The 17,815-nt window shown below is 33.2% G+C and carries 12 protein-coding genes; 3 read left to right on the forward strand and 9 right to left on the reverse strand.

Features of this window, described 5'->3' with window-relative positions; translation table 11 throughout:
* Positions 1 to 72: 72 nt before the first annotated feature.
* Both LG45_RS12905 and LG45_RS12910 read right to left on the reverse strand, forming a co-directional pair.
* Positions 73 to 516: a hypothetical protein gene (locus LG45_RS12905; RefSeq protein WP_035127836.1), complete on the reverse strand. Its 444-nt coding sequence runs from the start codon at positions 514 to 516 to the stop codon at positions 73 to 75.
* Between the two features lie 130 nt (positions 517 to 646).
* Entirely contained in the window at positions 647 to 1,513 is an 867-nt protein-coding gene (locus LG45_RS12910) for a DMT family transporter (RefSeq protein ID WP_035127838.1), read from the reverse strand.
* A 121-nt stretch (positions 1,514 to 1,634) separates the two neighbouring features.
* Here LG45_RS12910 and LG45_RS12915 point away from each other — a divergent pair, with 121 nt between their 5' ends.
* Entirely contained in the window at positions 1,635 to 2,003 is a 369-nt protein-coding gene (locus LG45_RS12915) for a heavy-metal-associated domain-containing protein (RefSeq protein WP_035127839.1), read from the forward strand.
* 81 nt (positions 2,004 to 2,084) lie between these two features.
* Here the strand turns inward: LG45_RS12915 and LG45_RS12920 are convergent, their stop codons facing one another.
* The 5 genes from LG45_RS12920 to mutY form a co-directional block, all read right to left on the reverse strand.
* Positions 2,085 to 2,672 (reverse strand): fasciclin domain-containing protein, encoded by a 588-nt coding sequence (locus tag LG45_RS12920; protein ID WP_081932082.1) that lies wholly within the window; start codon positions 2,670 to 2,672, stop codon positions 2,085 to 2,087.
* A gap of 126 nt (positions 2,673 to 2,798) precedes the next feature.
* The gene (gldD, locus tag LG45_RS12925; RefSeq protein WP_035127841.1) at positions 2,799 to 3,368 is read right to left on the reverse strand and encodes a gliding motility lipoprotein GldD; all 570 of its coding nucleotides are present in this window, start codon (positions 3,366 to 3,368) and stop codon (positions 2,799 to 2,801) included.
* Complete coding sequence (locus tag LG45_RS12930; protein ID WP_035127843.1) at positions 3,361 to 4,659, reverse strand: gliding motility-associated protein GldE; 1,299 nt, start codon at positions 4,657 to 4,659, stop codon at positions 3,361 to 3,363. Before LG45_RS12930 ends, gldD begins: the two co-directional genes overlap by 8 nt.
* Before the next feature lie 15 nt (positions 4,660 to 4,674).
* Positions 4,675 to 5,106, reverse strand: coding sequence for a single-stranded DNA-binding protein (locus LG45_RS12935; protein WP_035127845.1), 432 nt, complete (start codon positions 5,104 to 5,106; stop codon positions 4,675 to 4,677).
* A 33-nt stretch (positions 5,107 to 5,139) separates the two neighbouring features.
* Positions 5,140 to 6,177 (reverse strand): A/G-specific adenine glycosylase, encoded by a 1,038-nt coding sequence (gene mutY, locus LG45_RS12940; RefSeq protein WP_035127847.1) that lies wholly within the window; start codon positions 6,175 to 6,177, stop codon positions 5,140 to 5,142.
* A gap of 133 nt (positions 6,178 to 6,310) precedes the next feature.
* Between mutY and LG45_RS12945 the strand changes: the two genes are divergently transcribed.
* Positions 6,311 to 6,604, forward strand: a complete 294-nt coding sequence (locus tag LG45_RS12945; protein ID WP_035127849.1) for an HU family DNA-binding protein — start codon at positions 6,311 to 6,313, stop codon at positions 6,602 to 6,604.
* Between the two features lie 394 nt (positions 6,605 to 6,998).
* Positions 6,999 to 8,543 (forward strand): Rne/Rng family ribonuclease, encoded by a 1,545-nt coding sequence (locus LG45_RS12950; RefSeq protein WP_035127851.1) that lies wholly within the window; start codon positions 6,999 to 7,001, stop codon positions 8,541 to 8,543.
* 1,030 nt (positions 8,544 to 9,573) lie between these two features.
* Here the strand turns inward: LG45_RS12950 and pbpC are convergent.
* Positions 9,574 to 11,949 (reverse strand): penicillin-binding protein 1C, encoded by a 2,376-nt coding sequence (gene pbpC / locus LG45_RS12955; RefSeq protein ID WP_035127853.1) that lies wholly within the window; start codon positions 11,947 to 11,949, stop codon positions 9,574 to 9,576.
* A gap of 156 nt (positions 11,950 to 12,105) precedes the next feature.
* Entirely contained in the window at positions 12,106 to 17,799 is a 5,694-nt protein-coding gene (locus LG45_RS12960; RefSeq protein ID WP_035127855.1) for an alpha-2-macroglobulin family protein, read from the reverse strand.
* Positions 17,800 to 17,815: the final 16 nt, after the last annotated feature.

Below are 17,815 nucleotides of genomic sequence, written 5' to 3' on the forward strand. Positions count from 1 at the left end.
TAGAAAGAAAAACTAAATAAAAAAAGACCGTTTCATGTTATGTGAAACGGTCTTTTTGGTTTAATTTACATATTAGTTTATTTTATTATATTTATAACCTACTACAGCATCTGTTCCACAAAATTCATTTGAATTCACTTTGGTTTCAAGTGTAGTTTCGTTTAATAAAGAAATTTCTACAAATTCGCTATAATTTGGCTCAGTTGGAAAGTTTCGGGTATAATTTAATGTTAATACATTATCATAAGATACATTGTAAGTTCCATGATGATTTACACTTCCTACAATTTGACTAAAAGTGTTATTAGTGTTAAAAGTTATTTCATTAATATTATCAATAAGATGAAAATTATCAGTTGGTGGTTGTGCGTCTATATCAAAAGTTGTATAATAACCCATTATTTTCCAGGAACCAATTAAGTTTTCTGGTGTATCAACAATATTTGAGCTTTCATCATTTGATGAACAGCCCAAAACAGCTATTAAGCTTGTTAGCATTAAAAATATTTTTCTCATACATAATAAATTAAAGGATAATATGTTGCAATGATAAATAAATTATTATTCGGAATTACATTTGTAGAAATCATTCTACAGCAACATAGATTAATTCTTACTTTTTTTAAAGAATTTTAAAAACTATACATTATTTCTTACTCGAAAGATAAACGCCAATTAAAATAATAAAAGCTCCAATGAACTGAATAGGAGTTAACATTTCATTATCTAATAATCCCCAAAAGAAAGCCACAACCGGGATTAAATAAGTAACCGATGTTGCAAAAACTGGTGAGGACATTTGAATTAATTTAAAGAAAATAATATTCGCAATTCCGGTTCCAACAACGCCCAGAATTACAATGTAAATCATCGAATTTTGAACTTCGGCATTTGCTACAACATTCATAAAATCGGTTGAAAGTAACACAATCAAAGCTGGAATTAGCATCACAACGAAATTCCCTGTAGAAATACTCAACGGCTTTACATCGGATAAATATTTTTTGAGCAAATTCACATTTGTAGCATAACAAATAGACGCAATTAAAACCAAAATAGTGTACCAATAATTCTGATTTGGATGATTTAATGCTCCATTGATTATTAACAATAAAGTTCCAATTAACCCAATGATTACGCCAATAATTTGCGAACGCTTGAAAGTTAAACCAAAGGCAAATCCGCCAATAATTAAGGTATTTAATGGTGTAAGTGAGTTTAGAATAGAACTCACCGAACTGCTTATTTGTGTTTGCGCTACCGCAAATAAAAATGCTGGTATAAACGTGCCAAAAAGTGAGGTTAAAGCAATGTATTTCCATTGGTATTGCTTAATTTGAGTTAAGCTTTTAAATCCGATGATCAGTAAAAATAAAGCGGAAAATATAATTCTTAACGAACCCAGTTGCATTGGTGATAAACCAACCAATCCTTTCTTTATTAAGATAAAAGAACTTCCCCAAATTAATGCCAAAATGGTGAGTAGAAACCATTTTAATGTTGCTGTTTGCATAAGTTTTATTTAGTACAAATTTGACATAATTTTATGAATTGACATAGTATATTTATTGTAATTTTGTCCTTGCAGAATTATTTGTAAATTTTCGAACTCAAATTTTTAAAATATATAATTTATGAAATTTTTAAAATCAATTGCCGTTTTAGCTTTATCATCAATATTATTCATTGGATGCAAAGATGCTTCAACTAAAACTGAAGAAGTAAAAGGAAAGAAAGAAATTGTTGCAGCAGTAAAACCAGAAACAGCTTCGTTTAAAATTGAAGGAATGACTTGTGCCATGGGTTGTGCTAAAACAATTGAAGAAAAATTAGCCGATATGGATGGCGTTCAAAGTGCAAAAGTAGATTTTGAAACAAAAATGGCAACCGTGAATTTTGATTTAGACAAATTAAAATCAGAAGATTTAGTAAAAGCCACAGAATCTTGTGCAGACGGAAAAACGTATAAAGTTACCGAGGTGAAACTTGGAAATAAAGCTTAATCATTTTTTTTAAAAAGGTTAATTCATAAAAAAAAACCGCTACAAGATAATTGTAGCGGTTTTTTCATTTTGAATTAATAATTATTTAGGCATTACAACCGTGTCAATTGCGTGAATTACACCGTTTGAAGCCGCGACATCTGCAATAGCAACTGTAGAAGTTGATCCGTTAGCGTCTGTTAAAACTACGTTTCCGTCTTTCAAGCTTAAATCAATTTTTCCGCCTTGAACAGTAGTAACTGTATATTTTCCGTTTCCTTTTGTGATTGCGTCTGTAACTGCAGCAGCATCAAATTTTCCTGCAACGACATGATACGTAAGTAAACCTTTTAATTTTTCTAAATTTTCTGGTTTTAATAATCCGTCAACTGTTCCAGCTGGTAATTTTTCGAATGCTGCATTGGTCGGCGCAAATACTGTAAACGGACCTTCACCACTTAAAGTTTCTGCAAGTCCAGCGGCTTTCACTGCTGCTACCAATGTTGTAAAATTTGGATTTCCTACGGCAACATCTACAATTGTAGTTGAAGCAACTGTTTCAGTAGAATCTACAGTGACTGCTGTTGAGTCGGCAATTACTTCTTCAGATTCTTTTTTCTTACCATCACCACATGAAACTGCTATTAAAGCAATCATCGAAAGTGCACTAATTTTTTTTACTAAATTCATAACTATTGTTTTTTAAATTTTTATAAAGATACTTCAAACTTAGTCTTGTTTAACTTTTTTAACAAATAATTAAACAAAGTTTGACGATTTATAAACAATTGAAAATAAGACAATAGTAGTTATGAATTACTTCCACTTTAGCGATTCCATCAAGGTTTGCATGTCGTTTTTAATGTAATCTGCGGCAGGCATTATGGAGTCAAAATTAGGTTTTGCGTAGAAATAAACCGATCCCGTTACAAAGTGTTTGATGCTATCAGTTGCATAAAATTGGTTGTTGGTAGCAGCATTTCCACCTACTTGATAGAACATTCCGTACACTTTTTGGTCGGTGTTTATAAAGGGTTGTTCGAGAATATCATCGGCTTTAATAACGTGTTCGTAAGTTAGTTTTTGCGCATCTTTTAGTAATTTCTCAATATCTCCATTTACTGTTTTATAAGTTAAATAAATGGTAGCCTTCATTTTAGGATAAGTTATCGTAAAACCACAATCGGTTTTCTCAGTAATTACAGCATCCGAATTGATATTGAACGTAAACGGACAATGATTTTCGAATGCGGCATATTTGGCAATTTTATAATCCAATCGCAATTGGCTCGTTGGTTTTGGTAAAACTTCGTCTTTGCAACTTGTAAAAAGCAATAGGCTTAAAACTAATGTTATTCCAATTATATATTTAAAATTTTTAAGCATCAATGGTTACTTTTATTTGTTTAACTCTTTTTTTATCAACTACTTCAATGGTAAAAAGACAATTTTCAAAATTAATTTTTTGCCCTTTTTTAGGAAAATTACCTAATATTTCTAAAATAAATCCGGCCAATGTTTCGGCTTCTCCTTTTCTTATTTCAAATAAATTTTCGTCAACATCAATAATTCGATAAAAATCTTTCAAATTAATTTTACCTTCAAAAAGGAAATTTTTATCATCGATTTGAGAATAATTAATGTTTTCATCGTCAAATTCATCACTAATATCACCAACAATTTCTTCAATTACATCTTCAAGCGATACAATTCCAGATGTTCCGCCATATTCGTCAACTACAATGGCTAAGTGACTTTTCATGCTTTGAAAATCTTTCAACAAATCGTCCAACTTTTTATTTTCTGGAACAAAAAACGGTTCGCGAAGCAATGTTTTCCAATCAAATTCTTTTTTGTTTATATGCGGAATCAAATCTTTAATAAACAAAACGCCTTCTATATGATCTATATTGTCTCTGTAAACTGGAATTCGTGAATATTCTTTAGCAACAATCTTAGGATAAATTTCTGCAAAAGTTTCTTCGATGTCTAAAGCAAATAAATCTATCCTCGGACTCATAACTTGCTTCGTATCGGTGCTTCCAAATGATACAATGCCTTCTAATAGTTTTTGTTCTTCTTGAGTGGTATCTTCAGAGGAAGTTAATTCTAACGCTTGCGATAGTTGATCTACAGAAAAGTTGGTTTTTTGTTTGCCTAATTTCTCCTGAATATAATTGGTGCAAGCACGCATTGGCAAACTTATCGGCGAAAGCAATTTATCTAAAACAGATAATGGATAGGTTATTAAAAGCGCAAATTTTATATTGTTTCTACTGGCATATACTTTAGGTAAAACTTCTCCAAAAAGTAAAAGTAAAAAAGTAACGAGAATTACTTCGACAATAAATTTTATAAGTGTAGATTGAATTACAGAGAAAACACTATTTAAAGAATAGGAAAAAAGGATAACAACGCCAATATTTATGAAATTATTGGCCACTAATATGGTAGCCAATAATTTTTTAGGTTTTGCTAGTAATTCATTTATTATGTTTGCTTTTGAGGAATTTTTCGAGTTTAATTCATCTAAATCGGATTGACTTAAGGAGAAAAGTGCGACTTCTGAGCCAGATATCATGGCCGAAAAAAAGAGCAAAACTATAATTCCAATAATGCCAAAAAGCAAGTTGGTGTCAATTGTAGCTAATAATTGAAAACTGGGCTCTGGGTCCAAATTTTATTTTATTTGTTAAACATAATCATTTTCGATTCCCGAATTTGATCCGTCAAAGTTAGGGTTTTTTGAATCAGAACCAGAAATTTGTTTGTTTCCTTCAGTATCTTTTTTAACATTTAGAAAAGTAAATTCAGTAACTTGAATTTCTGTTGTGTATTTTGTAGTTCCGTCTTCGGCTTGCCATTGACGTGATTTTATTCTACCTTCAACATAAATTTTATCGCCTTTTGTTAAGTATTTTTCACAAATTTCGGCAGCTTTATTTCGCACAACAAGATTATGCCACTCTGTAGAAGTGATTTTCTCATTGGTACTTTTGTTGATGTAAATTTCATTTGTAGCTAGTGGAAATCTACCAATACAATTTCCGCCTTCAAAATAGTGCATTTTAATATCATCACCTAGATGACCAATTAGCATAACTTTATTCAATGTTCCGTTCATGATTTAGCAATTTGTGAAATTCAAAATTACGAATTAAATAGAATACTTTTCAATAAAATTGTAAATTACTACTGGAAAAGGATAATTTTTTAATGCGTCTAATTGTGTTTCGCCTGTAATTTCAAGTATTACATCGACTTTGTAAAAATTTATATGTAATTTCTGATGTGATAATTTATGGATAATTTGTACTTCATTATATTTTGACACCGATTCGATACTCAAATTTGAGTATTTTTCTTCAATTTTACTAACGATTAGGTCAAAATCTAGTTCTTCGTCACTTTCAATAACTGGAAATTCATATAAATTATGCCAAATGCCTTTTTCAATTCGCTTTTTAATAATGGTATTGTTATAATTGTCTAAAAAGATTAAATAGTTAAAAAACCGATTAGTGACTTTGGTTTTCTTCAATTTAACAGGAAGTTCGTTCACTTTTTTCTTTTGTAAAGCGGCGCAACTCGAGTTGAAAATACAAATTTCGCAATTCGGATTTTTAGGAACACATTGCAATGCTCCAAACTCCATTATCGCTTGATTAAATAGTGCAGGATTGTTTTTTGGAATCAATTCTTTCGCCAAAGTAGAAAATTCTTTTTTGGCTGTAGCCGATGCAATATCGGTTTCAACATTAAAATATCTCGACAAAACTCTAAAAACATTTCCATCAACTACTGGAACAACTTCGTTAAAAGCGAATGAAGCAATTGCGGCTGCGGTATATTCGCCAACACCTTTTAATTTCAATAAATCGGAATAGTTATTTGGAAAATTTCCGCCGAGTTCAAATGCAATAATTTGAGCCGTTTTGTGCATGTTTCTTGCACGAGAATAATAACCTAATCCTTGCCATAATTTTAAAACTTGTTCTTCATCGGCTTTCGCCAAATCAAAAACAGTAGGAAAAGCTTCCATAAAAGCATGAAAATAAGGCATTCCTTGAGCAACACGCGTTTGTTGAAGCATGATTTCTGATAGCCAAATTGGATATGGGTTGGTCGTATTTCGCCAAGGCAAATCGCGTTTATTTTGTAAATACCAATGCAATAATGAGTTAGAAAAATCCATAAATAATTTTAGGTTAGCAAAAGTAAATCTTTATGTGATTAAATTTTAATCAATTATCCTTGAAATATTGTTTTTTTAATTCCTATATTTGCACTCTCAAAAAAATACACATAATTAATAAATACGAAAGAAAATGACGAAAGCAGATATCGTAGCAAAAATTTCAGAAAAATTAGGTCTTGAAAAAGGAGATGTTCAATCAACAGTTGAAGCATTAATGGAAGAAGTAAAAACTTCATTAGAAAATGGAGATAATGTTTACTTAAGAGGTTTTGGTAGTTTTATCATCAAGACAAGAGCTGAAAAAACAGGTAGAAACATTTCGAAAAATACAACAATTAAAATTCCAGCTCACAATATTCCAGCATTTAAACCTGCAAAAGTATTTGTTGAAGGAGTAAAAACTAAAACTGAAGTAGCAGTTTAAAAAATAATTTATTAATCACAAAATAATCAACCTATGCCAAGCGGTAAAAAAAGAAAAAGACATAAGGTAGCCACTCACAAACGTAAGAAAAGAGCGAGAGCTAACCGTCACAAAAAGAAAAAGTAGTTTTAAACTACTTTTTTCTTTTTAAACGTTCATTGAAATTGAAAGTAGATAGCAGTTTTCAGAATTCAGATAGCAGTATTAAACTATTTTCTGCGGCCTAAAAACTAAAATCTAATTTCTTCGGGTTACTAAACCTGTAAAAAATGTTTAATCCATCTGTGTTAAAGTTGGAAGTTGGAAGTTTAAAGTTGGAAGTTTGACTCAATTGTCAAACTGAAATCTGAAATCTGAAATCTGAAACCTTGAAACATGGATAAAAATTTACAACATGAATAAAGAACTTATCATCCGAAAGGATGAGAATGCTGTAGATTTTGCCTTATTAAAAGATGGAAAACTAATTGAATTACACAAAGAAGAAGAAAAAGTAAACAAGTTTCTAGTAGGTGATATTTTTATCGCCAAAATTAGAAAACCTGTTGCCGGACTTAACGCTGCCTTTGTAAATGTTGGCTTCGAGAAAGATGCCTTTTTACATTATCATGATTTAGGTCCACAACTAGCTTCTTATTTGAAATTCATTAAACTTGTAAGCGCAGGTAAAATAAAAGATTTCTCCCTAAAAAACTTTCAGTTTGAAAAAGAAATTGATAAAGATGGTGCCATTTCAGATATTCTGAGCGCCAATCAATCAATTTTAGTGCAAGTGGTTAAGGAACCAATCTCTACTAAAGGTCCAAGAATAAGCTCTGAGCTTTCTTTTGCCGGTAGATTTTTAGTTCTTGTCCCTTTTTCGGATCGCGTTTCTGTTTCTCAAAAAATAGAAGACAAAGCCGAAAAAGACCGATTGAAAAAATTGGTACAAGCAGTCAAACCAAAAGGATTTGGTGTTATTGTGAGAACAGTAGCAGAAGGCAAAAAAACAGCCGAACTAGAAAAAGATTTGCAAAACCTCAATGATAGATGGCTTGCAATGTGTAAAAAATTACCAACTGCTCATCATCCGTCCAAAGTATTAGGCGAACTTAACAAAGTTTCCTCAATGCTTAGAGACATATTTAACGATACTTTCACCGGTATTCAAGTAGATGATGAAGAGTTGTTTCAAGAAACGAAGGACTATATAGCCGAGATAGCACCTTCAAAACAAAATATGGTGAAGCTTTATCAACATAAAGACACTCCCATTTTTGAGAAATACAATATAGAACGTCAAATAAAAACCTCATTCGGACGAACAGTTTCCATGAGTAAAGGTGCTTATTTGATTATAGAACATACAGAAGCTTTACACGTTATAGACGTAAACAGCGGAAACCGTTCTAACAAAGCTACTAATCAGGAAGATACAGCTCTTGAAGTAAACATGATTGCCGCCGCAGAAATTGCACGTCAGTTACGTCTTCGCGACATGGGTGGAATCATTGTTATCGATTTTATCGACATGCAAAACCCTGATAATCGCCAAGTTCTATTCAATTTCTTACGAGATGAAATGAGTGACGATAAAGCAAAACACAAGATCTTACCGCCAAGTAAGTTTGGACTAGTTCAAATAACACGACAACGCGTAAGACCAGAAGTAAATATTGAAACAAGAGAAGAAAATCCTAACAATTTGGCAAGCGATATAGACGCGCCAATCCAAATTATCGACAAGATTACCTTTGCTCTTGAAAAAATCATGAAAGACCACAAGAAAGTAAAACTTAACGTTCATCCTTTCGTGGCAGCATACCTTAAAAAAGGTTTTCCATCAATACGTTCAAAGTGGTTCTTTGAGCATAAAAAATGGGTGAAAATTATACCTCGTGACGCTTACACGTACCTTGAATATCATTTTTATGATAAACAAGGAAAAGAAATTAAATAAAAACAAACCGTTATTCTTAATTGAGTAGCGGTTTTTTTTATACCTGAAGTCCACTGGACTTCCTCCTCTTAATATCAAATCTCGTGACGCTTACACGTACCTTGAATATCATTTTTATGATAAACAAGGAAAAGAAATTAAATAAAAACAAACCGTTATTCTTAATTGAGTAACGGTTTTTTTTATACCTGAAGTCCACTGGACTTTCTCCTCTTAATATCAAATCTCGTGACGCTTACACGTACCTTGAATATCATTTTTATGACAAACAAGGAAAAGAAATTAAATAAAAACAAACCGCCTTTCGTGAGATAGGCGGTTTTTTTGTGTCTTGTCATTGCGAGGCACGAAGCAATCTCATCTTAGATTTACTCTGAATTTTTCCGATTTTTTGAAGCTATTTCCAGCTTTTCACTACAATCTTGCTCAATAAACACCATTTTTCTATGCCAAAAATAAGCTTCTTTGGTGGCTCATTTTTGTCATGAAAAATTGGTATTTCTTTTCACAAGGATTTCCGTTGCAAACAAAGTTCACTGAACTCAAATGAAAATTAACAAATAGTGAAGTAATCTGGGCTAGGGCATTTGTCTTTTAAAGGACTTCTATATAATTTATTATAATCTTGTTATTTTATAAAGATATAAAAACCAAAAACTCTTGTTATGAGTACTTTTTGTTTTGTTATAACTACTTTATGTACTGTTATAAATACTTTTTGTACTGTTATAAGTACTTTATGTCTTGTTATTAATACTTTATGTACTGTTATAAGTACTTTGTATGTTGAGATTACTACTTTGTCTATTGTAATTGCTATTTTTGTAGTATTAAATATGGTTTTTGATAGATTTTATTGTAAGTAGTTATTTAGACTGAAGTCGCTTTTTATACTATATTTCACAAAAGATCATTACTATCTAGCCCTGATTGTAGAGGAAATAAAAAATGCTTCCATTTGTATGGAAGCATTTTTTATTGTAACGAAAAGCAGGAATAAGGAAACCAAGAAAGCGCAAACCATTCGCTCCTAATCTCTCACAAACTCCACTTTTCTATTAATTTCATTTCCAAATTCATCTACAACCGTGATGTAATGAGAACCGGTGTTGGCTTCAATTTGCATTTCGTGAAACGTTTGGGTTTCGCCTTTGTAAACGTTGTCAACATACCAAAAAAGTTTGGCTTCTTTATTGGAATGCGCCACTTTTAGAATTACTGGTTGTACTTTACTTTGAAAGTTTTTGGTGAGGTATATTTTACTATTCGTTTTAGGATAAATAAAATCCATCGACGCTTGTTGCGTTTGTTGACAATCGGCTCTAAATGGTGGCAATGGCATGTAATCTATGTGCTGACTTTTGTAATACCATTCCATAACTGGCGGCAAAACAAACCATTTTTTGGCAACAATATTATCTACATTTTCACAACTGCTGTTTACTCTGTATTGTTGTGAAGCATCCAAATGCACCAATTTATGATACGGACAAATACTGGTTTTTTTACCATTTTTAGGAATTAACTGATTGGTTTTCGGGCAATCATCTTGTGCTAAATGACCACTTTTAGTACAAACATCGGCATATTCTAAATCATTCAATGGCGGACTGAAGAATGCTTTTCGTGGCAATAAATTAAAAACATCAAACAGAATTGGAGCCGCACTATCAACACCTGTCAATTGTGGTCTTCCCTCACCAGAAGCATTGCCAACCCAAACGCCAACGACGTATCTCGAATTGGTTCCAATTGCCCAAGCATCACGATTTCCAAAACTGGTTCCTGTTTTCCATGCGATGTCTAAAGATGAATCATAGAATCGCCAAGCTTCATCGCCTTCTGGTCGGTTGACTTCTTTCATAGCGTTGTAAGTCAGGTAAATCGATCCTGCGCCAAGTATGGGTTTTTGATTGGTTTCATCGCCATAATCTTGTTCAAATCCGTTCAAGTAATTCAATTCGGCAAATTCATTATTTCTATATTTTCCTTTTGTTTTATTGAAATAATTTACAGTTGAAGAAAGATTAGCATACGTTCGACACAAATCCCAAAGGTTACTTTCGGCACCACCAAGAATTAAAGATAATCCATAATGATCTGGTCTTTTATTGATGTTTTTCAATTGGAATTTTTGAAGTAATTCATAAAAATTATTCACGCCGTGTTCTTGCAACATCAAAACCGCTGGAATATTCAACGAACGAGACAAAGCTCTTTGTGCTGGAACTGCGCCGTCAAAAGTCAAATTAAAATTTTGTGGTGCATAACCCGAAATTTGTGTAGGAATATCAGCAACCAAAGTGTTTGGAAGAAGTTCTCCCGAATCTAACATCGATGCATAAAGCAAGGGTTTCAAAATACTTCCTGTGCTTCTCGGAGCCGAAATAATATCAACATCTTTATCGTGATCTTTGTCTGTTGGAGCATTTCCAACATAACTAATTACGTTACGATTTTGAATGTCAATTACCATAATCGCCAAGTTGTGCACTTCGTTTTGCTTGTATTGATTGTAGTAATAAGCAGCAATTTGATTCACACGATTTTGTAACGAAATATCAACGGTAGTTTTGATGCGTTTTCCTTCATCAGATTTGGCAACTCGTTGTAATAAATGTGGTGCAATTTGCGGAACGTTATAAGGTTTTTGAGGCAAAGGTTCTTCAATTGACAACTGATAAGTCATTTTATCAATAACTTTTTCATTGTATAGTTTCAACAAAAGCGTATTACGTTTTTTAAGTAATTTTTGTTGATTTTTACCCGGATAAATCAAACTTGGAGCATTAGGTAAAACTGCTAAAGTAGCCGTTTCTGCCCAAGATAATTGATGCGATTGCACACCAAAATAACGCCAAGAAGCCATTTCGAGTCCAACTACATTTCCGCCGTAAGGTGCATGTGCTGCGTATAATTCTAAAATTTTTTCTTTAGAATTACGAAACTCTAATCTGGTGGCGAGAATGATTTCGATTACTTTTTCAAAATAGGTACGTTTTTTATTTTTTCGAGATAAACGAATGACTTGTTGCGTCAAGGTACTTCCACCACGAACTACTTTTCCTGCGCTTCGATTTTGTTGAATAGCTTTTACCATCGCCACAGGATTAAATCCCCAATGGTAATTGAAATGCTCGTCCTCAAAATACGTTATACATTTCTTGAATTTATCTGGAATGCTATCCTTGGCAGGAAAACGCCATTGTCCATCGCGTGCAATTTTGGCTGCTAAAAGTTCGCCATCGTTACTTTCAATTACTGTGGAATAAGGTTCTTCAAAAAGTGTTCTAGGCAAAGAAAAATAGTAAACGACAAGAAGAATAAATGCAATTGCAGATTTCTTTTTGTTGGTTTTTATATATTTTAAAATGCGTTGAAGAAACGCTTGGATTTTTTGTTTCATTTTTTGTTTTACCGCAAAGGCACAAAGTTTTTTCGCAAGGTTCACTAAGATTAGTTGATTAACCGTAAAGTTGATTTTTTTTACACTTGATTCTCAAGCCTATTGAAATAAACTTTGCGAACCTTGCGCTTTCTTGGCGCCTTTGCGGTTAATAATTTACTTCACTACTTCAACCCACTGACCTTTAGTTCGAGCCAAGAATTCATTGTCATACATGGCTTCACATTGCAATCCAGGCAAATAATATTTACCTAAATACGAAGCGTTTAATAAGATTTTGAACGTTCTTGTTTCGCCACCACGAAGACTGAAATAGTAATTGGCTCTATCATCACGGATGTCAATATAATCAGCAACATTGGAAGTTGATTCACCAAATTCAGTATAACGTGTATTTACAATTTCGAATCCTGAAGGTAGAATTTGCGAAAGCGCAATGTTATCAACTCGTTCATTTTTACGATTGGTTAGCGTAACTTCTGCAATGAATTCGGTTCCTTGAGCGATTTTGGTTACTGAAATTGCTTTGCCTTTTCGGTCTTTGAAAACTACATTGGCAGTCAAGTTGTTTTGAACCACATTTTCTTTTCCAACAGGAAGAATTCCGCTATTCAAGACACGAACGAATATCGTATTGTTTTTATTGTTCTTTATAGTAACCGAATTTTTACCAGATACTAAAGCAAGATTTCTTTGAGCAATAGTTTTATTGGTATTAATTACAACTGATTTTCCACCATTAGTATATTGAACAGAAACGCCTTTGCTACCATTACTTTGAGCAAATTTTGACATTGCGTATAATCCATAAGCGGTTGTTTGTGTGCTCATCCATTGGTTGCTTGAAAGATTTTTTGCCAATTTAGTTGCCATTGCAAAAGCTTTTTGTTTTTGACCTAATAAAACTAAAGTTTCTAAAGCCATCGCACGATTTCTTTCGTTTGAACCATAATAATAGTAATAACCATCTTCGTTTTGTTCGTCAATCATTGATTTGCTCAATAAGGCCAAACCTGCCGAATTTTGTTTGATAATAGCATAAGTTGCAGCCAAACGCAATTTACTTTCATTAGAAATCCCAACCGTTTCACGAAGTCTATTCATCGACGCTAAATCAGCTGAACCTGCAATAGCTAAGGTGTAAAGACGATACGCTTGTGCAAAATCGTTACCATATTGTTTTTCAAAACGCCATTGTTTTGCCATTTTCTTTTGATAGGAAATCCATTTATTTTTGAAAGAAATTGGTAAAACATATCCTTTTTTCTCAGCCTCAATCAAGAAATGTCCTGCGTAAGAAGTTCCCCAATCGTCTGCTTCAGCATTGCCTGGCCAATAAGCAAATCCGCCATTTGCAACTTGGAAATTTCCTAATTTTTGGATTCCTGCGGTTACATTTTTCTGAATTCTTTGTTTGTAAGTGGCGTCTAAATCCATTACATCATTCAAATACAATTGTGGGAAAACAGAAGATGTAGTTTGTTCAACACAACCGTGAGGATATTGAATCAAATAATCCAATCTTCGGCTAAAATCAACTGTTGGAACTGATGAAACTTCCATTTTAGATTTGTTGCTTCCGGTTACACCAAATAAATCCCAAGAGATTTTTTTAGAGCTGTTTGGTTCGATAATTATATCAGTGTAAGTTGTTGTTACAGGATTTGGATTCATCACATCAATTTCTACATCATAAGTAGATTTCTCTTTTCCTGATGTGGCGATGATTTGCACTTTTCCAATTCCGGTTATATTTCCAACACTTAAATTGAAATACGCCATTTTTTCGTCTGGTTCTGTGAATTTTACAATTTGACTTGCTTTTCCAAGAACTCTAACAGCATTATTAGTTTTAATTTGAAGTGTTACATTTTTAATATTTTTCTCAGTTGCAAAAAGCGTTACCGGAATTGTAACATTTTCTGAAGGAGAAATTTTTCGTGGCAACGAAGCCAAAACCATCAACGGACTTTTTACTTGAGTTGCTTTTTCAGCCATTCCGTAAGCGCTATTTTCTTTATTGGCAGCCACAACCATAGTACGAACCGAACCAATGTATTTTGGAAGTTTAATTTGATGCGTTTTGGAATCACCTTTTCCTAATTCAAATGGTCCGAAATACATTACGACTGGTTTGAAACGATTGGCTTTTTTAGCTTTTCCGCCACCTAAATCGGCATCACCACCAATAGCGAAAACCTGATTAACTTTTCCGCCATACGCACCAATTACATCATCATAAATATCCCAAGTTCTAACGCCTAATGCTTCTCGAGTATAGAAATTATCCCAAGCATTTGGAGTTTTGAAACGCGTTAAATCCAACAAACCTTCATCAACTACAGCAATTGTATAAGTCATCGCTTTGCCTTGTTTTTCAGATACTTTTACATTCACTGTTTGCTCGGGACGAAGTACATCTGGCATCGAAATTTGTGGTTCTAAAACCGTATTTTTATCGACAACTTCTATTGGAACAATTCCGTACATTCTTATTGGCGAATCATTTTTAGTAGAAGCATGTGGTTGTAATAAAGTCACATTGATGTAAACATTTGGTGCCATTTCACCAGTAATTGGTAATTCGACAGAAGTTTCACCTTTTTTGGTTTTTGCCCAAAGCGTTTTTACTACTTTAGTTCCGTTTTCTACAGAAATTAAAGCTCTTCCGCCTTCACTTGATGGGAAAAATATTTTAGCAGTTTCACCAACAGCATATTTCTCTTTATCAGTTGAAAAACGTAACATTGTCGCGGCTTTTCCATCTTCATTTTTAGAACGTGCTGACCAATATGGCGAATCGATGTAAACTCTTGTTCCTGTGGCGTGACCATCATTTGGATCGGAAACACGAACTAAATAATTACCCCAATCGTTTTCTGGAACGACAAATGAAACACTTGCTTTTCCTGAATAATCCGTTGAAACTCTAAAGTTTTTGTAAGCAATTGTTGAGGTTGACGAACTATAATTCGACAAATTATCATTTGAAGCATCCCACCACCAACGTGATTCTAACTTGTAAACACGAACATCCAAATTTTGAACTGACTTTGGTTTTCCATTTTCCGAAACTGCAACAATATCAAAACGGTTGGTTTTTCCTGTTTCTAATAAACCATATTTGTTAGGTTGTGGAGCTTTTACACCAATATAAGTTTGGTATGGAGAATACGTAGTTGAAGCCACATCGGTTGAAACATCTCCACCTTGTTCGTAAACTTTTGTTATGAAAGCTGCTTTCAACATTCCTGGTGCTTGACCTTGCAATGTTGGTTTTATCGGAATGGATGCACGACCATTTCCATCAACTTTTCCTGAGAAAATATTGATTTCTTCAGTTGAAAAACTTCTTGTTGGATCATCAAAAACGTATTTGTCAAATCCTTTGAACGTTGTAACTTGTTGGGAGAATTTAGCTTGAACTTCGGTTTTTAAATCTTTTGCCACAGCACCATGAAGCCATAAAACTTGAATATTATTGACGTTGTTTTTGCTTGTAGAAAGCACGGCATCATTGAAACTATTTTTGATTTTTAAACGATTAGGTTTGATAGTTTCAATTTTCAAACTTTTGTAAAAACGAGCGCCACCAACACTTACAACGGCTTCCCAATTTCCTGTTGGCGCACTTGATTGCGTTGGAACAATAAATTTATAATGACTTAAAGCTGTTCCTTTTTGAACCGATTGATAAACCGTTTTTCCACTTGGATCGTTTACTCTAATTTTTATCGGATGATTTTCTGGCAATTTATTGGCATTATCGTTTAATATAAAAGACAAAAACAATGTATCGCCTGGACGCCAAACGCCACGCTCACCATATAAATATCCTTTCAAACCTTTTTGCAAAGTTTCGCCTGAAACATCAAAATCACTTATAGATAAAGACAATTCGTCGTCTAACTTCACGTAAGTGCTTTGGTCACCTTTGGTAACAATTGCGAAATAAGCAATTTTTTCTAATTGAAATGAAGCCATTCCATCACCATCAGTACTTGAATCGGCAATTTTTTGTTGTTGGTAATTGTATAAAGTAACCGTTGCACCTGAAACTGGATCAGTAGAAACGATATCGCTAACTGCAATAACTACAGATTTATCAGTTCCTCGTTTTGCAATTACACCTAAATCAGTTGCTAAAATATTGGTTCCAATGGTTGTGTTGTTGTAATAATAATAGTCGGTGCATGGATCAAGACTTTCTCTATAATCATAATCTTCTTCGTAGTAATAATAGTCGTAATTGTTGCCACTATAATTTACGTCGTCTTCATTTTCTTCTTCTGAATCATCGTTTTCTTCTTCGTTACTTGAAGTTTCATTTCCGCATTTGTAAAGCGAATATTTCTTTTTGAATGAAAATTCTACACGATAAATCGCACCTGGTTCTGGAGTTACAATTTTGGAAATATCTAAGGCATAGGTATTCCATTTTGTATAATCGAGAAGATTATTTTGTTTTAATTCGATGGTTTTTTTGGCGACCGATTGTCCTACTTGTTTTAGATTTCGTGTTCCGTTAAGTTCATTATTTTGCAAGAATTGCATGATGTTGTTTTTGTAAATTTTATACACTTTTACATCAACAGCATTCAGATTGGCAGCTTGAAAATTGATTTTTAAATTGTTTGAACTTGGTAAAATCGTTCCGCTTTTTAGTAATCGTACGGCTGGTTTTATTTGTTCAAATTGTAATTTTTCGGAATAATTTTGCTTCATTTTGTAGCCGTATTCGTTTTCAATTCCTTGAAAAACTTCGACTAATTTTGTTCCGGCAAACGATTGAATATTGGATTCTTCTTCAACAACTTCAACTACTGGTGCGACATAAGCTGCAACTGAATCTACAGCAACCGCAGCAGTATCAACAGCAACAGATGTTGAGTCAACGGCAGCTGCTACACTTTCGGTTATAGTTTCAGTTGAATTTCCTTTGTCAACTTCTGAATTTTTGGCTTCATTACTAAAGAATACTTTCAAAACGTTGCCCATTGTGGCAAATTTCAAATTATTAGTATTTTCAATTGCGATTAATCCTTTAAAATCTTGATCTCTTTTTAATGGATCGGAGAAATTGATAAGTAAAGATTGGTTGTTTTCGTCACCAATTTTAATATCTAAAACTTTGAATTGATTTTTACCTGGAATTGGATATTTCACTTCGCCTTCTTGTTCAATATCAGCATCATTGCCATCCCAAGCAATGGTGATTTCGCTGTCGTCATCGAAACGTTTTATTTTGTCAATTGTGAATTTGAATTCAGTTGAAGTACTTGTAGCTTTGTCGAAAATTATCTTTAAATCATCGCCATTTTGAGTTGCTTTTAACAATTTTTGAGCGTCTTCAAATGACAAATTATCTGCTGTCTTTATAGTTCCATTCAAATAATAGGTGTCTGGATCATACGATTGCAAGTCTAAAGTGTTGACAATAAAATCTTGCTTGATTGTTTTAATCGAAAACTTAAAATCCTCCAATTCTTTAGGAGTCTTATCATTGATTTGCGAAAGGTGAAGTGTAATTTGATACAAAGTATTTTGTTCCAATTTGTCTTTTGGAATAAAAGCAATGGTATTATTAGAAAGTGCCACGACTTTTCCTGAAACACTTGGAGAAATATCGAACAAATCTTCGTCTAATTCTTGGTTGGGTTTCCAATCACTTTTATTGAATGCCAATTGCACGCGAATATCGGAACTGACCGATACAAAACCAGAAGAAAAACTCGATATATAATCCTTGTATAACGAGAAGTCGGAATCAAAATCGGCAGCCGATTTTTTAGAACAAGAATGCAATACAAAGATTGCAAGAAACAAACCGATTAACTTGCTGGTTTTCATAAAGTAATGGAATTAT

This window comes from Flavobacterium aquatile LMG 4008 = ATCC 11947 (genome assembly GCF_000757385.1).
GTDB classification, from domain to species: Bacteria; Bacteroidota; Bacteroidia; order Flavobacteriales; family Flavobacteriaceae; genus Flavobacterium; species Flavobacterium aquatile.